The sequence below is a fragment of the Clostridium cellulovorans 743B genome (assembly GCF_000145275.1).
Classification (GTDB): domain Bacteria; phylum Bacillota; class Clostridia; order Clostridiales; family Clostridiaceae; genus Clostridium_K; species Clostridium_K cellulovorans.
Genome location: NC_014393.1, coordinates 2,917,834 through 2,934,101 on the forward strand (window position 1 = coordinate 2,917,834; position 16,268 = coordinate 2,934,101).

Here is a 16,268-nt window from a genome sequence, read left to right on the forward strand (position 1 = left end):
TTATTTTTGCTCACTGAGCCTAAAGGATACTTGGATTTTCTCCCCTAAATCTATAACCGCATAAGAATACCATCTTTCTTTTCTTTTCCTTAAAAGAGTTCCAGGATTAAGCATCATTTGTCCAAATCTACCAGTAAATAGTGGTTGATGGCTATGACCAAATATGACTAAATCTACAGCTTCATCTTTAAAACTATTATATGCTCTATCAACAGTTAGTTGCCCTATTCCTTGATGTCCGTGAATTACTCCGATTCTATATCCTTCAACTGAAAATATCTCTTTTTCCTTAAGTACTGCTCTTAAATCTTCTCCATCATTATTACCGTAAACAGCAACAGTTTTCTTAAAATTCCTTAGTACCTCTAATATTTTAAGGGTTTTAAAATCCCCACAATGAACTATCATATCCACCATTTGAAAATTATTTTCTAAAAAGTTCTGTAATTCTTCAGAATTCTTAACTAAATGTGTATCTGCTATTACTCCTATTTTCATTTCTTCACCTTCTATCTCTAGTGTATTACTTACATTGTATGTAAATTAGATGATGAAAGTCAATGAAATATATTAGGAATTATAAGTCTTTCCATAATATACACGTAGCAACATTCTGTAAATCTTGAGCAGTATTCCAAGCACCAAAATACTTTCACAGTTATAAACTCTAAAAATAACTACAATCCCTTAAATATATAATTGAGCATGCTGCTTTATAAAGCTTGCTAGCTATAAGTTTTGCAATTCCCTCAGTAGCACCTTTCAAACGTTCAGATTCAATAATCTTACTTGTATAAAAAAGAAGAGTTGTACTGTCAATGGTAGTTTTCGTTTTACTTTTTATCACTGCCATTAAATTTTCTAAAGTTAAATCAGTGTTAGGCCTTTGATTTCTCTCCTGAAGATTTTCATATGCTTCTGCAATCAACTGAATAAATTCCCTTGCCTTATATACCTTCTTTTTATCAATGTCAAATATGCTTGCAGCTTCTTCAATCCCCTCTAATATATCTGACGAGTATTTCTTTTGAAAGTTAAAGTATTCTTCAATTGTAAAATAATAATACTTCCCTTTAAGGTATCCGAAAGCCTTGTACGTATCAAAATAGCCAAATTCTATATTCGAGTTGATTGTATCTGAATTAATCTCAAAAATTCCCCCAAGATTTTCATTGCTTTTTATAGTTATTATATTTGCCCCAGCAGTGGAAATACTTTTATTGAAGCCAGGACCTTTTACATCTACTGCAATAATATTTTTTATACCTTTTGACAGAATCATAGAAATTGGTATGTTGTTTGCAAATCCTCCATCAATAAATTCTTTGTCTTCTATTATCTGCCTTTTTAAACCTGGAAAGCAACAACTTGCTATAATATAATCTATATATTTACCTCTAGGAATAGCTTCTTTAAATAACTCCATGCCCTTCCGCTCTTTCAGTGAAAAAGTAACAAGCCCATAATCTATAGGCGAATTTATAATTTTTTCTTCATCTATGTTTTCTGTAAGAAGATTTTTTAACTCCGTTGTATCTATCCCTTTATTTCTGTGTATTTCTTTAAGCAACATTGGCATATTTCTTACTTGCAAGATATTTCTAGAACAATGAAGCTTTTCAGAAAAAGTAATTATTTTTTCTGCAGTAATATTTGTCCAAAGGTCTAAGGCAAGATTAAAATCATTTTGAGCAAAGAACGCACCATTGATTGCTCCTATAGAGGTTCCTACTACTAAATCAATCTTTAGGTTCATTTCCTTTATTGCTTTCCATACTCCTATTTCATAAGCTCCCTTTGCCCCTCCTCCACCAAATACCAAACCATAGCTTTCCATAGTATCACCTCTTATTCATATTTTTTATTATATGTATTTTATAAATATTTATTGATTCTTCTAATTCACCTTGACACTAAAAAAACCGCTAACATTTTATTTTGTCAGCGATTTTATATCTTAATGAAAATTTATATTCATGTAAAATTTATTTTTATTTGTAATGCTTAATTTGTTCTTCTGTTGTATCAATGATAATTTTGGGATATCCTAACATCTTTAAAAGCTTAATAGCATTTCTTGTAGGTGATATCCCTTCTCTCAATTTATAATCAAAAGTCATTCCTCCATCCTTTACATCTTCTTTGAGATAGAAGAACTTAAAGTTATTAACCATCTTTGTAAGTTCTAAATCATGAGTCGCGATTAAAGGAAGTGCATTGTTTTCTACAAGGTAATTAGAAATATTAGCTGCTGCACTAATTCTTTCAACAGGGTTTGTACCTCTAAAAATTTCATCTATCATAGCTAATGTAGGTACCTTTAGTTTACTCTTATTTACTATTCTTAAGATTCCTTCAGCCTCTCCTAAGTAATAGCTTTTTCCTTCAACAATACTATCTTCTGGAGATATAGATGAAGATATATAAAATATACTTCCTTTATACTCTTTTGAAAAGGTAGTTAAAATTGTTTGAGCAAGAAGTGCATTTATGCCCACAGTTCTTAGAAATGTTGATTTTCCTGACATATTAGAACCGGTTATCATTATGCCATGATTATCTAAAACTACATTATTGCTTATAGGCTCTTTTATTAGTGGATGAACCATATCTGTCATCTTTAGATACTTTTCTTCAACAAACATAGGATCACTTATATTGCTTTGCATTTTTCTAAAATTAGATATGGAAAGAATGGTGTCAATTTCTCCAACGATATAATATATTTGTCTTAATTCTTCTTTTCTGCTTTTTAATTGTTTCATTATTACAAAATAGCAGTTAACCTCTAAAACAAATATGTTATTAAAAATATCAAGCAATTCGTTAAACTTAATGATCTTTGTGAGCAATCGTCCTGCTCTTTTAACACCTCTGCAGCTTTTTGTAAGTTCCTTTAAATTACTATTATAGTCACCTAAAAATTCAAGGTTTAAATCAGCTATTCTCTCAGCAGTTTTAATGGTTTCAGCTAAATAGCCTGCTATTTTAGTTCTTCCCATAAGGGCATTTTCAATTTTCATATTTAAAATGCTGTTTACAATTAAATTCGCGAAAAATAAGAATGCATAACTTGGTGCCATCAATACAATTCCTAATATAATCCATATTATAGGTGTAATAGCTAAAGCCTTGCTTACAACACTAAGTAATTCTGAATCTTGAAACTCACTCCAAAGAATGCTCTTAGAATTTGCAAAGGTTTTATCTAATTTAAATAACGTTTCTGCAACATCATCTGATGCTTTTTGATTTTTTTCAAAACTATCGATTATCTTCTTTCTAGCCTCTAACTTCTCTTTGTCGATTAATGGCCTTCTTAACATATGATATAATACTTCTTGGCCTGGTGTTGTAAATGTCTTATCGATTTTTTTGAATATATTTTTTAAGTTCAAATCATTAAAAGTAAGATCATCTATATAATTTTCTTCTTTTTCTGAATTATCACTTAAGCTACTAATTTGAGTAAAGTCAACTTTCTTCTCTTCATCATGCTCTAATTTTAATTGGATTCGAGTTTTTATCATAGAGTCATTTGTCATTTAAATATCTTCTCCTTTAAATATCTAGTGATAAAGTACTTTCCGCTTACCTATTATTTATGTTTTAATCTTTATTATTTATGTTTTAATCTTTATTATTTATGTTTTAATCTTTATTATTTCTAGATCTACTATGACTTATAAAAGATATATCCTTTTAATACTCTTAAAACTAAGTATAATATTCCAATTAGACTTTTCATAGACAATTATATAATACCATATACTACGTTACTATTCATATAATTTTCCTACCAAGAAAAATGATAAATTTTATATACAGATTATAAAGCTATAACTATCCACCATAAAAAAAGCTATCTCAGATTAGAATACTCTTTATCTTGAGATAGCTTTCTTATTAAAGCTTAAAGATTTTTTATAATTTCATCTGCAAATTCTTCTGTAGTAGCAGTTCCACCTAAATCAACTGTTAGAACTTTACCTTCTTCAAATACTTTTGCAAGAGATTTTTCTATTTTTTCAGCACATTCATATTCTCCGATATGTCTTAACATCATTACTGCTGATTGGATAATTGCTGTAGGGTTAGCAATATTTTTTCCTGCTATTTGAGGAGCACTTCCATGAACTGCTTCAAACACTGCATATTCCTTACCAATATTAGCACCTGGAATCATTCCTAAACCACCAACGAAACCTGAGCATAAATCAGATACAATATCACCATATAAGTTTGGCATAACCATAACATCATATTTTTCTGGTGTCATTACTAAGTTCATGCAACATGCATCTACTATTAAATCACTGAAATCAATAGATGAATATTTTTCTGCAATTTCCTTTGAAACTTGTAAAAATAATCCGTCAGTTAACTTCATGATATTTGCTTTATGTACAGTTGTAACAAGCTTTCTATCATTTTTCACAGAATAATCAAAAGCAAAATCAACTATTCTTTCACAAGCTGGTCTTGTGATTAGCTTTATACTTTCTGCGCCGTAATCTCCAATTTTATGTTCTATTCCCGCATATAAATCTTCAGTGTTTTCTCTAACTATAACTAGGTCAATATTTTCGTATCTTGAAGGGATTCCTTTAAAACTCTTTACAGGTCTTAAATTTACATATAGATCTAAAGTTTGTCTTAAGGTTACATTAACACTTTTAAAGCCTTTTCCAACTGGTGTTGTAATTGGTCCTTTTATAGCAATTTTATTTTTCTTTATTGAGTCTAAAACATACTCTGGTAATGGAGTACCGTATTTTTCTATTAAAGCTTCTCCAGCTTCAACAACTTCCCATTGAATTTGTACTCCTGTACTATCTACAACTCTTTTCATGGCTGCTGCCACTTCTGGTCCTATTCCGTCTCCTGGTATTAAAGTTATATTATGCATTTTTCATCCTCCTAGTATTGCATCTTTCTATTGTTTTAAAGTTCGCTAGCACTGTTAAAATTCTTTCTATGTTATATTACTTCAACCATAACTATAACTGTAGCTAGCGAATAATTATTAACATTTCTATTGGTTCTTTTCCTTAAGATAAGTATTATATAACTGAACTAATTCTTTATCGAAGAGAGTTCTCTTAAGTCTAACAGCTGTTTCTCTAACCTTCTCTAACATCCATTCTGCAGCTTGAGCATCAAGTTCGATATTATACTCTTTAAACTTGTTTACAATTCCTGCTTTTCCTGAATGCTTACCAATAACGATTTGTCTCTCAAGTCCAACTTCTTCAGGATCAAAAACTTCGTAGTTTCTTGGATTCTTTATAGCTCCATCTGCGTGTATCCCTGATTCATGAGCAAACATATTTGATCCAACAATGGCTTTCCATGCTGGTAATTCTCTACCTGATGCTCTTGAAACATATTCTGAGACTTCTTTGAACATCTTTGTGTCAACATCAACATCATATCCATATACGTGCTTTAATCCCATTAATACTTCTTCAAGGGCAGCATTTCCTGCTCTTTCACCTAATCCATTAACAGTTACACCAATATGATTTGCGCCACCCATAACCCCAGCTAATGCATTAGCTGTAGCCATTCCAAAGTCATTATGAGTATGCATTTCAATGTTGAAATCTGTTCTTTTAATTATTGTTTCAATATTAGATTTTGTTGTAAATGGATCAAGTAATCCTATAGTATCACAATATCTAATTCTATCTGCTCCTGCTTTTTTTGCTTCCGTTGCAAACTGAACAAGGAAATCCATATCTGCTCTTGAAGCATCTTCACCATTTACAGATACATACATTCCATGTTTCTTAGCAAACTCTACAGATTTAACCATACTTTCAAGAACCCATTCTCTTGTAGTCTGCAATTTATGCTTTATGTGTATATCAGATACTGAAATAGATATAGCTACTGCATCAACACCACAACTAATCGATTTTTCAATATCCGCTATTACAGCTCTATTCCAAGCCATTATGCTACTTTTTAGATTTCTCTTAACAATAGCTTTAATCGCTTCAAGCTCGTCTCCACCCATTGCAGGGATACCAACTTCAAGTTGATCTACCCCTAAATCATTAAGCATTTCTGCTATAGTTATCTTTTCATGGTTTGCAAATACTACCCCTGCCGTTTGCTCCCCATCTCTTAAGGTAGTATCAACAATAAATATTTTTTCACCGTCTTTATTTCTAACTGGCATCTAACCGCCCCCTTTTTTCTGCTCATGTTTCAATGCATAATAAGACATTTGAATTTATCTTATCTCTTTCTTGCATATCTCGTCAATACTTTTACGATTTTTTTATAAAATATTAATTTTACACGTGTTTTTATAATTAATTTTCTTACACTTGAAAGATAAACATTTTTTTTATTCATTCTAAATATGCAAGCACAAAATTATATATAATAGAACCTTCTTTAATTATTATATGCATAAAATATCCTAACAAGTTTCAAAAGTATAAAATAAATTTATTTTTGTTAACAAAAAAAGATTAACTGGATAAGAGTTAACCTTTCGCAACAAACTTACAATTAAATTTCAAATTCCGTTATAGAACAATAATCTATATCTCTGCTTCTTACTAAGGTATTAATAATCATCTCATGAGTTACTACAGTAACCTCTGAATATTCTGAGTACTTATCTAATACTTCAAGAATTCTTCCTTTAAGACTTTTTGTTTCAAGCCAAATTTTCTTTTTACCCAAATTTCTGCTATCATTTTCTTCATCCTCATCATTCATGGAAAATAGCGTGTCTGGTTGCCATTCTCTAAGCTGCATCTCAACTCTCAGTTCCATTCCCGTTTCCCTTGACAGAATCGCTGCAGTATGTAGTGCTCTTGTGTATGGTGAGGTTATAATTATTTGAGAATTTCTTATTCTCTCATCTTTTGCAAGGCGTGTAGCCTCCTTTACGCCATTCTTTGTCAGAGGTATATGGTCTACAATACTCTCCTTTAAATGATACTTATCCTTCAAGGACCATTTTGGTTCGCCGTGTCTCACTAAATAATACTTTGTCATTGTTACTAACTCCCATTTTCTTTTGACTAGGGGCTATGCTCTAATCAACCGCTCTAATTGCTGATTGCTAAACTCTTTAAGCTTGTCTATATTTGTTCCAAAAGTACCTATTACACCTTCTGCTTCTCTATAAGCTAACCTAAATTCATCTTCCGTAATGTCTTTGATTTTTAACGCTTGCCTTAGTTCGTCTTCATCTAATAAAATTATTTCTTCAGATGGTAAAATAACAACATCAAGATACAAATCATCAAAATATGGAATTCCTTTTTCATTAACTCCGCTATCCTTTATAATATCAAAATACCACTGTATTATTTTACCTTTCTCATCAAACATACTCGTTATAGCATAATGTTTATCTTCGGGAATATGACTAAGCCAAATAAATCCTTCATCTGCTATTCGATAATCCTTATTGTTCATTGTCTTAATTAAAGGATACTTTATTTTCTCTATTTTTATCATAGAGACATAACCTCTATATTCTTCATCATCTACGTAAGTTAACTTGAATTGTTTTTTTAAAACTCGTGACCAATTCGACTTATCCGCAAACTTCCTTTTCATCTTTTCATCTCCCTTTGATGACTTGTTATCTGCTAGAATCCCTCATCACTTATCATATAATCTTATTATAGCAATGAAGTAATGTGTACACAAGAACTGTAACAAGTTAGAAACTTTGCATTATCTTATTAATTACTACTGAATCTCTTTCTATATCCACATCTTTTACATAATTCCTCTGTTGCTATTCCACTGGAAAAACCCTCAATAATCATTTTCACTCTCTGAGATTCTATTATTTCACTAAAAGCTTTTTCTTTAATGTTTCCGAGATTAACAATTCCTTCACCATCAAGACAGCATGGAATTACTGTTCCATCAACTAATATTCCTATTTGATTTCTAAGACCATAACAAAATCCCTTGGAACTTATCTCTTCTATGTCTATATCAGGCCATTGAAATCGATAATCCTGATTTAAGTAAATTCTGTCTTTAAGTTTTATACCTCTACCTTGAATAATTTCTTCTTGTATCTTATATGGTAGACCAAACTGTTTCTCAATAGCTTCTAATATCTCTCTATTCTTTTTTTTCTGGAGATTTGTAATATTATCTTCATCTAAGTTCCATAACCTAAAGGATATTATCATATCTGTATCTTGATTAGCTTTAGCAGTAAAATCTAAGATATTATTTATATAGTCTCCTTTATCACCTTTTTGATTATTTCCATCAAAGCTGTGTAATGAAAAGTTTATTTGTCTTAATGCTTTTTTTGTAATTATCTTATCCTCAACATTTTTAATCAGAGTACCATTTGTAGTGATGTTGACCATAAAACCTTTTTCATAACTTACATCTAAAAACCGCTCTAATTCTGGGTGTGATAATGGTTCTCCCTTCACATGCAAATATATATAATCAGTGTACGGTCTTATTTCGTCCAATATTTTGCAAAAACTTTCATAATCCATTAACTGCGCTTTCCTTTTAGTCTTTGGACAAAAATCACAAGCCAAATTACACTTGTTTGTTATCTCTATATAAAATTTCTTAAATTTTTTCACTTAGTTTTTCATCCTATCTGTCTTTATGTTTACTTGATTATATTATATATCTTTTTTATAAAAGTAACACTGAAAATATCATAATTATTATCAATCTTTTATATATAATTCATTAATATTACTTTATTAGGTATGATTTATTTAGTATTAAATATAAATGTGGATTTTTTATTTAAATCTGGAATTATAAAACAAACTCCAAGGCACCGCCTTGGAGTCCTATCAAATTACCGAATTTAATATCCAGTCCACTACTTTGCATAAAGTCTCATCTGGTAAGTTATTTCTACTTTCAACAATAAAAGTATTTTCCTCTTCCCTAATATCTTGAAGCATTCTTTTTGCTAGCATTTTATTGCTTTCTATAACATTTTCTTCATAACCTTTCATCCTTAGTCTTTTTGTTAATTCTATGTCATCAATATTCAATAATCCATAACTTACGTTTCTTAAGTATTTAAAATTCCTTGTATTTTTTACTTCTTCAATCAAATATGATCCAATTACTAAGGTTATTTTTCCTATCTTTTCATTTATTATTGCAGAGTCAATTAACTGTTCCATTCTCCTTCTTCGCCACTGTTCTTGTTTTTCTTTTCCATCAAAGCCTTCATCGAAATCTTCAACATTTAGAAATTCTGCTTTTAATCTAATCAAATTATTAATTAGAGTTGTTTTACCAGATCCACTAACACCATTAATAAAAAAAACCTTAGGCTTAATTTCACTTCTAACTAATAGTTTCTCTATATCGTTATACCACATTATTGTCCAATTTTTTTCATCATCTCTTTTTGAACACTCTAAAATTTTATCAGCATTTATCATAGATCTCATTCAACTCCTTCAAAATATCTTTTATCTATTGTTGCAAATACTAATCTATTTGCCCTATATAAAAAATTTAATAATAAAAGGTAATGTTTTTAATTAGAGCTGAGCTTTATTAATTTTTGTTGTAAATGATTACATCCTAAGACTTTAAAATTTTATAAGACTTGAATTACCTTATTTATTTTGGAATTATAAATTACTCCGTATTTCATTATATGTTTCATTGATAAATTTGATAATAATATCTTTTTCAATTATATGGTATTAAATTTATTTTATGCATAAAATAAAAAAGCAAGGCCATACTTCCTATAGCCTTGCTTTTTTAACTTTACTCTACATATCCTTATATAACAAGTTTAAATCTTCTAATCCTTGCTCTATTTCTTCTCTAGAAAAATTTCCATTTTGTAGTTCTTCATCACTCTTCTTGCTTAAAGTTTCATAGAATTCTTTTCCTATATCCAGTATACTTTTCGTTTTTTGCTTTTCCAGTAAATCGAAAAGATAATTTTCTCCTTCATTGAAATTTCCTTCTACAATTAGCCTTCGTAAAAATACTTTATGTACGACATCGCTATCTAAAGCTTCTATGTCGCCAATTAACTCTCCAATATCATTTTCATTAAACACTTGTTTTCCAGCCATAATAATACCTTCCTAAAAAACTATTCTTCAAATATAGGTTCTGATAAATATCTAAAACCTGTATCTGGTAATATTACAACAATATTTTTTCCAACTTCTTTTTTAGCTATTTCAGTTGCAGCGTGAAGTGCGGCCCCAGAAGATATTCCTGCAAAAATTCCTTCAGTCTTTGTTAGTTCTTTCATCTTATCAAAAGCATCTTCACTAGAAACTGTGATTACTTCGTCAACTACAGATGGATAATAATTTTTTGGTATAAAACCTGCTCCTAATCCTTGTAGTTTATGAACCCCTGGTCTACCACCTGATATAACAGCTGAATCTAATGGTTCTACAGCAACTATTTTAATATTAGGATTCTTTTCTTTTAAATATTCACCAATTCCACTTATAGTTCCACCACTACCTACTCCCGCTACTACTATATCTACTGTTCCTTCAGTATCTTCATAGATTTCTACTGCAGTTGTTTCCTTATGATATTTTGGGTTATTTGGATTGTCAAATTGTTGTGGAATAAATGCACTGTCAAATTCCTTTGCTAGTTCTTCTGCCTTCTTAATAGCACCTGGCATACCCTCTAGATTAGGAGTAAGTACTACGTCTGCACCGTATGCTTTAAGAAGCTTTCTTCTCTCAACAGACATAGATTCAGGCATAGTAAGAATCATTCTATACCCTTTTACAGCTGCTATAAAAGCAAGTCCTATACCAGTATTACCACTGGTAGGTTCAATTATTACTGTACCCTTTTTTATCTTTCCTTCTCTTTCTGCTGCTTCTATCATTGCTAATGCAGCACGATCTTTTACGCTTCCAGTTGGATTATATTCTTCAACTTTAACTATTATTTTTGATTTTAACGCGTTATTCTTATTATATCTTTCGATTTCCACCATGGGTGTTTTTCCAATAAGCTCAACAAAGCTTTTTGCAATTTTCATAAATATATCTCCCCAATACAAATTTTAAATATAATACATACTTTGCTTAGTTCTGTTTCTATTATACTCATCAACTAGTTCTTCAAGATTTTTTTCTTCAAGTAACTTTTTAGTCGTCTCATCTATAACCTTCCAAACTGAAAAAGATATAATATCATCTAAATCATTATTGACATCTACCTTTGGTCTGCAAGTAAGTTCTCCTTCTAATGCAGTTAGTATTTCATAGACAGTTAATTCCTTAGGTTTTTTTGCTAATGTATATCCACCTTGAGACCCTTTTCTTCCTACGATTATCCCATTCTTTCTAAGCAATGAGAATATCTGCTCCAAATATCGCTCAGATAATCCCTGCCTTTCACATATACTCTTTATTGTTACTACTTCATTTACAGAGTAACATGCTAGATCTACTATAGCTTTTAATCCATATATTCCTTTTGTTGAAATTTTCAAAGTAACACCTCTCTTTACCGACTTTTCCGATAAACTTAACGCAAGTATAATGCAAAGCACATTTTTTGTCAATAACCTAACGGCTTTTAACTAATTATTTTCATGTTTAAGCAAAAGTATTTCTGTATTATCAACAGCTTCTTTCACTAATTCTTCAATATCTAGATTCTCCTCTGACCTACATATATATTCAAGAACAGGCTTTGTTTTAGGATGTTTAGGAACAAATATAGTACAACAATCTTCATAAGGTAAAATTGATGTATCGTAAGTTCCTACCTTTCTAGATATATCCATAATATCCTCTTTATCCATAGCAATAAGTGGTCTAAAAACAGGTCTATCTGCTACATCAGTACTTACAATTAATCCTTCCATTGTTTGACTTGCAACTTGCCCAATACTTTCACCAGTACTTACTGATTGTATTTTATTTCTTTCAGCAAGAGTACAAGAAACCCTCATCATAAATCTTCTCATTATGATTGTAAGCTCATCCTCTGGACAAAGCTCCATAATCTTCATTTGAATTTCGGTGAAAGGAACAATATAAAGTTTCATCTGCCCTGTATAAGAAGCCAAAATTTTAGCTAAATCGATAACTTTTTCTTTAGCTCTTTCACTAGTATATGGATGACTATGAAAATATACTGAAGATACTTCTGTTCCTCTTCTTGCCATTAGATACCCTGCTACTGGAGAATCAATCCCACCAGATAACATAAGCATAGTACTTCCATTAATGCCATATGGCATTCCACCAGCACCCTTTATTTTCTTCGAGAAAACATATGCATTAGCTCTGATTTCCACATATATAATTTCTTCTGGATTTTTCACACTTACAGTAAGGTCACTAGAATTATCTAAAATATATCCGCCAATTTCTCTTGATACATCAAGAGAATTCATAGGGAAACTCTTATTTGCTCTATTTGTTATAACCTTGAAGGTTTTTTTATCAAATTCCTTTGCTTGTCTTAGCGCTTCTTCGCTTATTGCCTCCATGGTTTTTTCTACCTGAACAACTTCACAAACTTCTTTTATACCAAAAATCCTTACGATTCTAGCTATAGCTTCTTCCATATCTGTAGTTTCTATAAAATATCTACCTTCATCGATTACAAACTTAAAATCTAATCCTCTCAAATTTTCTGCTATTCTTTCTCTAAGATGATTTTCAAACTTCTTCTTATTAAGTCCTTTTAAAAATATCTCTGAGGCATATTTTATTAATAATAATTTTTTCATCTTAAGATTCTCCTTAAAAATTTTAATGTGTCTTTAATGGCTGCTATTGTATAATCTATATCTTCTCTTGTTACACTTTCATCAAAGCTAAACCTTATACTTCCCTCAGCTTCTTTTGCTGTCCTTCCTAAAAATTCAAGAACACTTTTTTTCCTCTTCTTAGAAGAACAAGCTGAATCCATTGACACATATATACCTTTTTCCTCTAAACTATGAAGAATTACTTCTCCCTTTAGTCCTTGGAAAGATACATTTAATATAAATGGTGAAAATTTCATATCTCCATTATTAATATTTACTCCATCTATTTGCATCAATTGCTGAGCAAAATAAGTTTTTATCTCTCTGACTTTTTCAAAAACCGCTTCATATTTCTTATAAGTTATTTCAGCAGCTTCTGCCATTGCTGCTATGGCTGGGAGATTTTCTGTTCCTGACCTAAAACCATTTTCCTGTCCCCCACCAAGGATAAGCTGTTTTGGAACAAGGCCTTTTCTTAAATATGTAAAACCAATCCCTTTAGGTCCATGAAACTTATGTGCACTAGCTGTTATCAAATCAACCTTTAATTTTTTTACATCAATTTTATATTTACCATAGCTTTGAGCTGCATCAACATGAAACTTAGCTCTAGAACTCTTTGCTTTTATTATATTACCAATTTCCTCAATTGGCTGAACAGCCCCAATTACATTATTGACATGAGCCATAGATACTAGGACAGTATTTTTATCTATCTCTTTTTCTAATTCTTCAAGTGAAATTTCACCATCTTTATTACATTTTAAATATACTACAGTTACGCCCTCTTCTTCTAGTAATTTAAATGTACTAATTACACTTGGATGCTCTATTTCTGTAGTAATAACCTTTGAATTTTCACCTATAAAGCCTCTAATTATAAAATTATTACTTTCTGTAGCACCTGAAGTAAATATTATTTCATCACTACCTGCATTTAATGTTTTTGCAATGACTTCTCTAGACTTCTTCAATACTTTAAAGGATTCTACCCCAAGTTTATGTACTGAAGAAGGATTCCCGAAATAATTCAACATTACTTCATATTGTTTTTTTGCAACTTCCTCAAAAGGCTTTGTAGTAGCTGCATTATCTAAATATATATCTTTTTTCATTATTCTCACCAAACCTAATGTTTTAAAGTGTTTTCTTTCGGATTTGATTATATTATATATTTTGCAGATGTACAAGGACAACCTAACTGTTGTTATTTTTATATATAAAATATTATTTTAAATTTTTATCCATAATTTTTTGCTTTTTTGCACAAAATATATTTATTAACTTTAAGGAGCAAGAAATATGTTAGAGAACTTCCCATTTAAAAGTAAGATAAGGAGTATACTTCTGATTTACTTTGGTACACTTTTAGTTTCCCTTGGAATAAATTTATTTATTACTAACGCAAAGTTAGTAAGTGGTGGATTATCTGGTATTGCCCTTATAATACAGTATTTATATGGATTACCTGCTGGATATACGGTTTTGGTTCTAAATATACCCTTATTGATCTTTAGTTTTGCATTTATTGATAAAAAGTTTACCATTTATACGATTATCGGCATATTCTTTCTATCAATAAATCTTATTTTAACTGATTTTTGTACTAATTTTTTAGCAATAGATGATTCTCTTTTATTATCTGTATACGGTGGCTTTTTTACTGGCCTTGGAAACGGAATTGTTTTTGCAAATCATGGCTGCACTGGTGGTATTGATATATTAGCAGCCTTTATAAAAAAGAAGAAAGAAAATGCTAGCATTGGCACAATTTCTTTATTTCAAAACACTATTATTGTATTTATAGGAGCATTATTTTTTGGTGTTTCATCAGCTTTATTGTCATTAATAGCTATGTTTATCGCTTCAACAATGGCAGATAGAACAATTCGTGGTTTTGGTAAAAGAAGATTAGCTCTTATAATTACAGATAAAGATGATGAAGTATGTGATGCCATAATGAATGATATTAAAAGAGGGGTTACCCTTCTACATGGTGAAGGAGCTTATACTCATAAAAAACGAAACGTGATATATTGTGCCCTTGCATTATCAGAAGTTCCTAGGGTTAAGCATATAATAAGATCTTGCGATCCCTATGCATTTATCTCTATTTTAGATGCTAATGAAATTGAAGGCAGAGGCTTTAACAAGTCCTTTATTGGTTAATATTCTTATTCTATTATAAAATATGGAACCTAGCACGAGGTTCCATATTTTCATCAATATTTTAGTAAAGAACAATCACAGCATAAAAATAATTACTATATATTTTCTCATTAAAAACCTGCATTGTTTTATCAACTTACATAAATTCAATGTAAAAACATTTTGGAAAATTATATACTAAAACCTCATTACATAACTCTGTATTAGTTGTTATATATTTTCTTAAAATCCATATTTAATCAAGGCTATAATAAACAAATGAACAGGATAGAAAAAGTAAAATACCCATTTACCATATTGGGAGCTTCCTCTTTTCCCATTGTATTGTGCTAATATAGGTAAAGCTAAAAGCACACCAAACTGAAACAAGCTTTCGGTCATTCCTGTAAGAAATCCAAAGGTAAGGAACATAAAAATTGAAGTAATACTAAAAGCTATACATTGCTTTTTAAAATCTCCTCTATGCTTCCAAAAGTTAACACAATACAAAACACCAAATATCATCCAATCTGAATAAATAGTTATAGCACAACATATAAAAATTAAAAAAGTTCTGAAAAACTTATTCTCAATTTTATCATAGATAATTATCGCCATTAAACCAACAAATAGGGTAAAAATCATATTGAAATATAATATAGGCACCATTCTCCCTGTTACTTCATAAATAAAAGGGAAATATGAAATAACCGCAAATGTAAATAATCTCAAAGCATATCTATTAACATTCCTTGTATAAAAATAGCCTTCCGCTATAAAATAGCACATTATTGGTGCTGTTATTCTGCCTATTATATGCATGATTTGCCCCTGGACGCTGTATGTAGAGACAAACGCCCAAGCAATATGGTCAATAAACATAGCGAATATAGCTATGTATTTAATCATACTTCCACTAATACCTTTTCCTTGTATTAACTTCATGCACCATAACCTCCTCCATGTAATTTTAATAACATATGACTTCTTAATTACCTTTCTATAATACTATAAATACACTATTTGATATATCTAATTTTTAACTTAAGTATAAACCAGCCATAACTAAGAATATTCAAAAAATTTTTTTCTATTACCATAAAGAAGCAAGAATATAAATTTGGTTAATAAGTTAAACTTATGTTATAACGTGCATATAGATAACCACAGGTAAAGTTTAAGTAAATCGATGTATATCTTTGAAATACAGCTAAAAGTTTTCTTGAATGGTCGTGGTTATCTATAGATCCTCTAACATGGAACTTAACTTATTTGATTTTTACCATGTAAGATAAAAAAGAGTTCCTAGAATGAATATGTCTTCATTCTAAGAACTTCTTTTTCAATATTCCGTCTAAAAATTTTA

Annotated in this window: 16 protein-coding genes; 1 reads left to right on the forward strand and 15 read right to left on the reverse strand. The window is 30.2% G+C overall.

Translation table 11 applies throughout. The features are described from left to right. The 14 genes from CLOCEL_RS12320 to CLOCEL_RS12385 all read right to left on the reverse strand — a co-directional run bounded on the left by CLOCEL_RS12320 (position 1) and on the right by CLOCEL_RS12385 (position 13,869). Positions 1 to 498 carry a metallophosphoesterase family protein gene (locus CLOCEL_RS12320; protein ID WP_010074694.1) on the reverse strand — a complete coding sequence of 166 codons (498 nt, stop codon included), beginning with the start codon at positions 496 to 498 and terminating at the stop codon, positions 1 to 3. Positions 499 to 667: 169 nt separating this feature from the next. Beyond that, positions 668 to 1,837, reverse strand: coding sequence for a patatin-like phospholipase family protein (locus tag CLOCEL_RS12325; RefSeq protein ID WP_010074695.1), 1,170 nt, complete (start codon positions 1,835 to 1,837; stop codon positions 668 to 670). Positions 1,838 to 1,991: 154 nt separating this feature from the next. Beyond that, a complete protein-coding gene (locus CLOCEL_RS12330; protein ID WP_010074696.1) occupies positions 1,992 to 3,545 on the reverse strand; it encodes a MutS-related protein in 1,554 nt (517 codons plus the stop codon). A gap of 368 nt (positions 3,546 to 3,913) precedes the next feature. Continuing rightward, positions 3,914 to 4,909 carry an isocitrate/isopropylmalate dehydrogenase family protein gene (locus CLOCEL_RS12335; RefSeq protein ID WP_010074697.1) on the reverse strand — a complete coding sequence of 332 codons (996 nt, stop codon included), beginning with the start codon at positions 4,907 to 4,909 and terminating at the stop codon, positions 3,914 to 3,916. A 126-nt stretch (positions 4,910 to 5,035) separates the two neighbouring features. Further along, positions 5,036 to 6,187, reverse strand: coding sequence for a homocitrate synthase (gene nifV / locus CLOCEL_RS12340; protein WP_010074698.1), 1,152 nt, complete (start codon positions 6,185 to 6,187; stop codon positions 5,036 to 5,038). 338 nt (positions 6,188 to 6,525) lie between these two features. Then, on the reverse strand, positions 6,526 to 7,020 hold the full coding sequence (locus CLOCEL_RS12345; protein ID WP_010074699.1) for a histidine phosphatase family protein: 495 nt from the start codon (positions 7,018 to 7,020) through the stop codon (positions 6,526 to 6,528). 33 nt (positions 7,021 to 7,053) lie between these two features. Further along, on the reverse strand, positions 7,054 to 7,590 hold the full coding sequence (locus CLOCEL_RS12350; protein ID WP_010074700.1) for a ribonuclease FAU-1 family protein: 537 nt from the start codon (positions 7,588 to 7,590) through the stop codon (positions 7,054 to 7,056). A gap of 128 nt (positions 7,591 to 7,718) precedes the next feature. Further along, positions 7,719 to 8,600: an SPASM domain-containing protein gene (locus CLOCEL_RS12355; protein WP_010074701.1), complete on the reverse strand. Its 882-nt coding sequence runs from the start codon at positions 8,598 to 8,600 to the stop codon at positions 7,719 to 7,721. A 222-nt stretch (positions 8,601 to 8,822) separates the two neighbouring features. Continuing rightward, the gene (locus tag CLOCEL_RS12360) at positions 8,823 to 9,437 is read right to left on the reverse strand and encodes a P-loop NTPase fold protein (protein ID WP_013291764.1); all 615 of its coding nucleotides are present in this window, start codon (positions 9,435 to 9,437) and stop codon (positions 8,823 to 8,825) included. 333 nt (positions 9,438 to 9,770) lie between these two features. Further along, positions 9,771 to 10,082 (reverse strand): DUF6483 family protein, encoded by a 312-nt coding sequence (locus CLOCEL_RS12365; protein WP_010074703.1) that lies wholly within the window; start codon positions 10,080 to 10,082, stop codon positions 9,771 to 9,773. Between the two features lie 20 nt (positions 10,083 to 10,102). Further along, positions 10,103 to 11,026, reverse strand: a complete 924-nt coding sequence (gene cysK / locus CLOCEL_RS12370) for a cysteine synthase A (RefSeq protein WP_010074704.1) — start codon at positions 11,024 to 11,026, stop codon at positions 10,103 to 10,105. 24 nt (positions 11,027 to 11,050) lie between these two features. Further along, complete coding sequence (locus tag CLOCEL_RS12375) at positions 11,051 to 11,482, reverse strand: RrF2 family transcriptional regulator (protein WP_010074705.1); 432 nt, start codon at positions 11,480 to 11,482, stop codon at positions 11,051 to 11,053. Positions 11,483 to 11,572: 90 nt separating this feature from the next. Beyond that, positions 11,573 to 12,733 carry a tRNA uracil 4-sulfurtransferase ThiI gene (gene thiI / locus CLOCEL_RS12380; RefSeq protein ID WP_010074706.1) on the reverse strand — a complete coding sequence of 387 codons (1,161 nt, stop codon included), beginning with the start codon at positions 12,731 to 12,733 and terminating at the stop codon, positions 11,573 to 11,575. Beyond that, on the reverse strand, positions 12,730 to 13,869 hold the full coding sequence (locus tag CLOCEL_RS12385; RefSeq protein WP_010074707.1) for a cysteine desulfurase family protein: 1,140 nt from the start codon (positions 13,867 to 13,869) through the stop codon (positions 12,730 to 12,732). Before CLOCEL_RS12385 ends, thiI begins: the two co-directional genes overlap by 4 nt. A gap of 187 nt (positions 13,870 to 14,056) precedes the next feature. Here CLOCEL_RS12385 and CLOCEL_RS12390 point away from each other — a divergent pair, with 187 nt between their 5' ends. Beyond that, positions 14,057 to 14,923, forward strand: a complete 867-nt coding sequence (locus tag CLOCEL_RS12390) for a YitT family protein (RefSeq protein ID WP_010074708.1) — start codon at positions 14,057 to 14,059, stop codon at positions 14,921 to 14,923. 222 nt (positions 14,924 to 15,145) lie between these two features. Here CLOCEL_RS12390 and CLOCEL_RS12395 read toward each other — a convergent pair whose 3' ends face one another. Further along, complete coding sequence (locus CLOCEL_RS12395; protein ID WP_010074709.1) at positions 15,146 to 15,847, reverse strand: TraX family protein; 702 nt, start codon at positions 15,845 to 15,847, stop codon at positions 15,146 to 15,148. Positions 15,848 to 16,268 lie beyond the last annotated feature (421 nt).

Excerpts from the sequence above, each read along its gene's own strand:
- CLOCEL_RS12320 (WP_010074694.1), bottom strand. The coding sequence starts at position 498 with ATGAAAATAGGAGTAATAGCAGATACACATTTAGTTAAGAATTCTGAA.
- CLOCEL_RS12325 (WP_010074695.1), bottom strand. The coding sequence starts at position 1,837 with ATGGAAAGCTATGGTTTGGTATTTGGTGGAGGAGGGGCAAAGGGAGCT.
- CLOCEL_RS12330 (WP_010074696.1), bottom strand. The coding sequence starts at position 3,545 with ATGACAAATGACTCTATGATAAAAACTCGAATCCAATTAAAATTAGAG.
- CLOCEL_RS12335 (WP_010074697.1), bottom strand. The coding sequence starts at position 4,909 with ATGCATAATATAACTTTAATACCAGGAGACGGAATAGGACCAGAAGTG.
- nifV (WP_010074698.1), bottom strand. The coding sequence starts at position 6,187 with ATGCCAGTTAGAAATAAAGACGGTGAAAAAATATTTATTGTTGATACT.
- CLOCEL_RS12345 (WP_010074699.1), bottom strand. The coding sequence starts at position 7,020 with ATGACAAAGTATTATTTAGTGAGACACGGCGAACCAAAATGGTCCTTG.
- CLOCEL_RS12350 (WP_010074700.1), bottom strand. The coding sequence starts at position 7,590 with ATGAAAAGGAAGTTTGCGGATAAGTCGAATTGGTCACGAGTTTTAAAA.
- CLOCEL_RS12360 (WP_013291764.1), bottom strand. The coding sequence starts at position 9,437 with ATGAGATCTATGATAAATGCTGATAAAATTTTAGAGTGTTCAAAAAGA.
- CLOCEL_RS12365 (WP_010074703.1), bottom strand. The coding sequence starts at position 10,082 with ATGGCTGGAAAACAAGTGTTTAATGAAAATGATATTGGAGAGTTAATT.
- cysK (WP_010074704.1), bottom strand. The coding sequence starts at position 11,026 with ATGAAAATTGCAAAAAGCTTTGTTGAGCTTATTGGAAAAACACCCATG.
- thiI (WP_010074706.1), bottom strand. The coding sequence starts at position 12,733 with ATGAAAAAATTATTATTAATAAAATATGCCTCAGAGATATTTTTAAAA.
- CLOCEL_RS12385 (WP_010074707.1), bottom strand. The coding sequence starts at position 13,869 with ATGAAAAAAGATATATATTTAGATAATGCAGCTACTACAAAGCCTTTT.
- CLOCEL_RS12390 (WP_010074708.1), top strand. The coding sequence starts at position 14,057 with ATGTTAGAGAACTTCCCATTTAAAAGTAAGATAAGGAGTATACTTCTG.
- CLOCEL_RS12395 (WP_010074709.1), bottom strand. The coding sequence starts at position 15,847 with ATGAAGTTAATACAAGGAAAAGGTATTAGTGGAAGTATGATTAAATAC.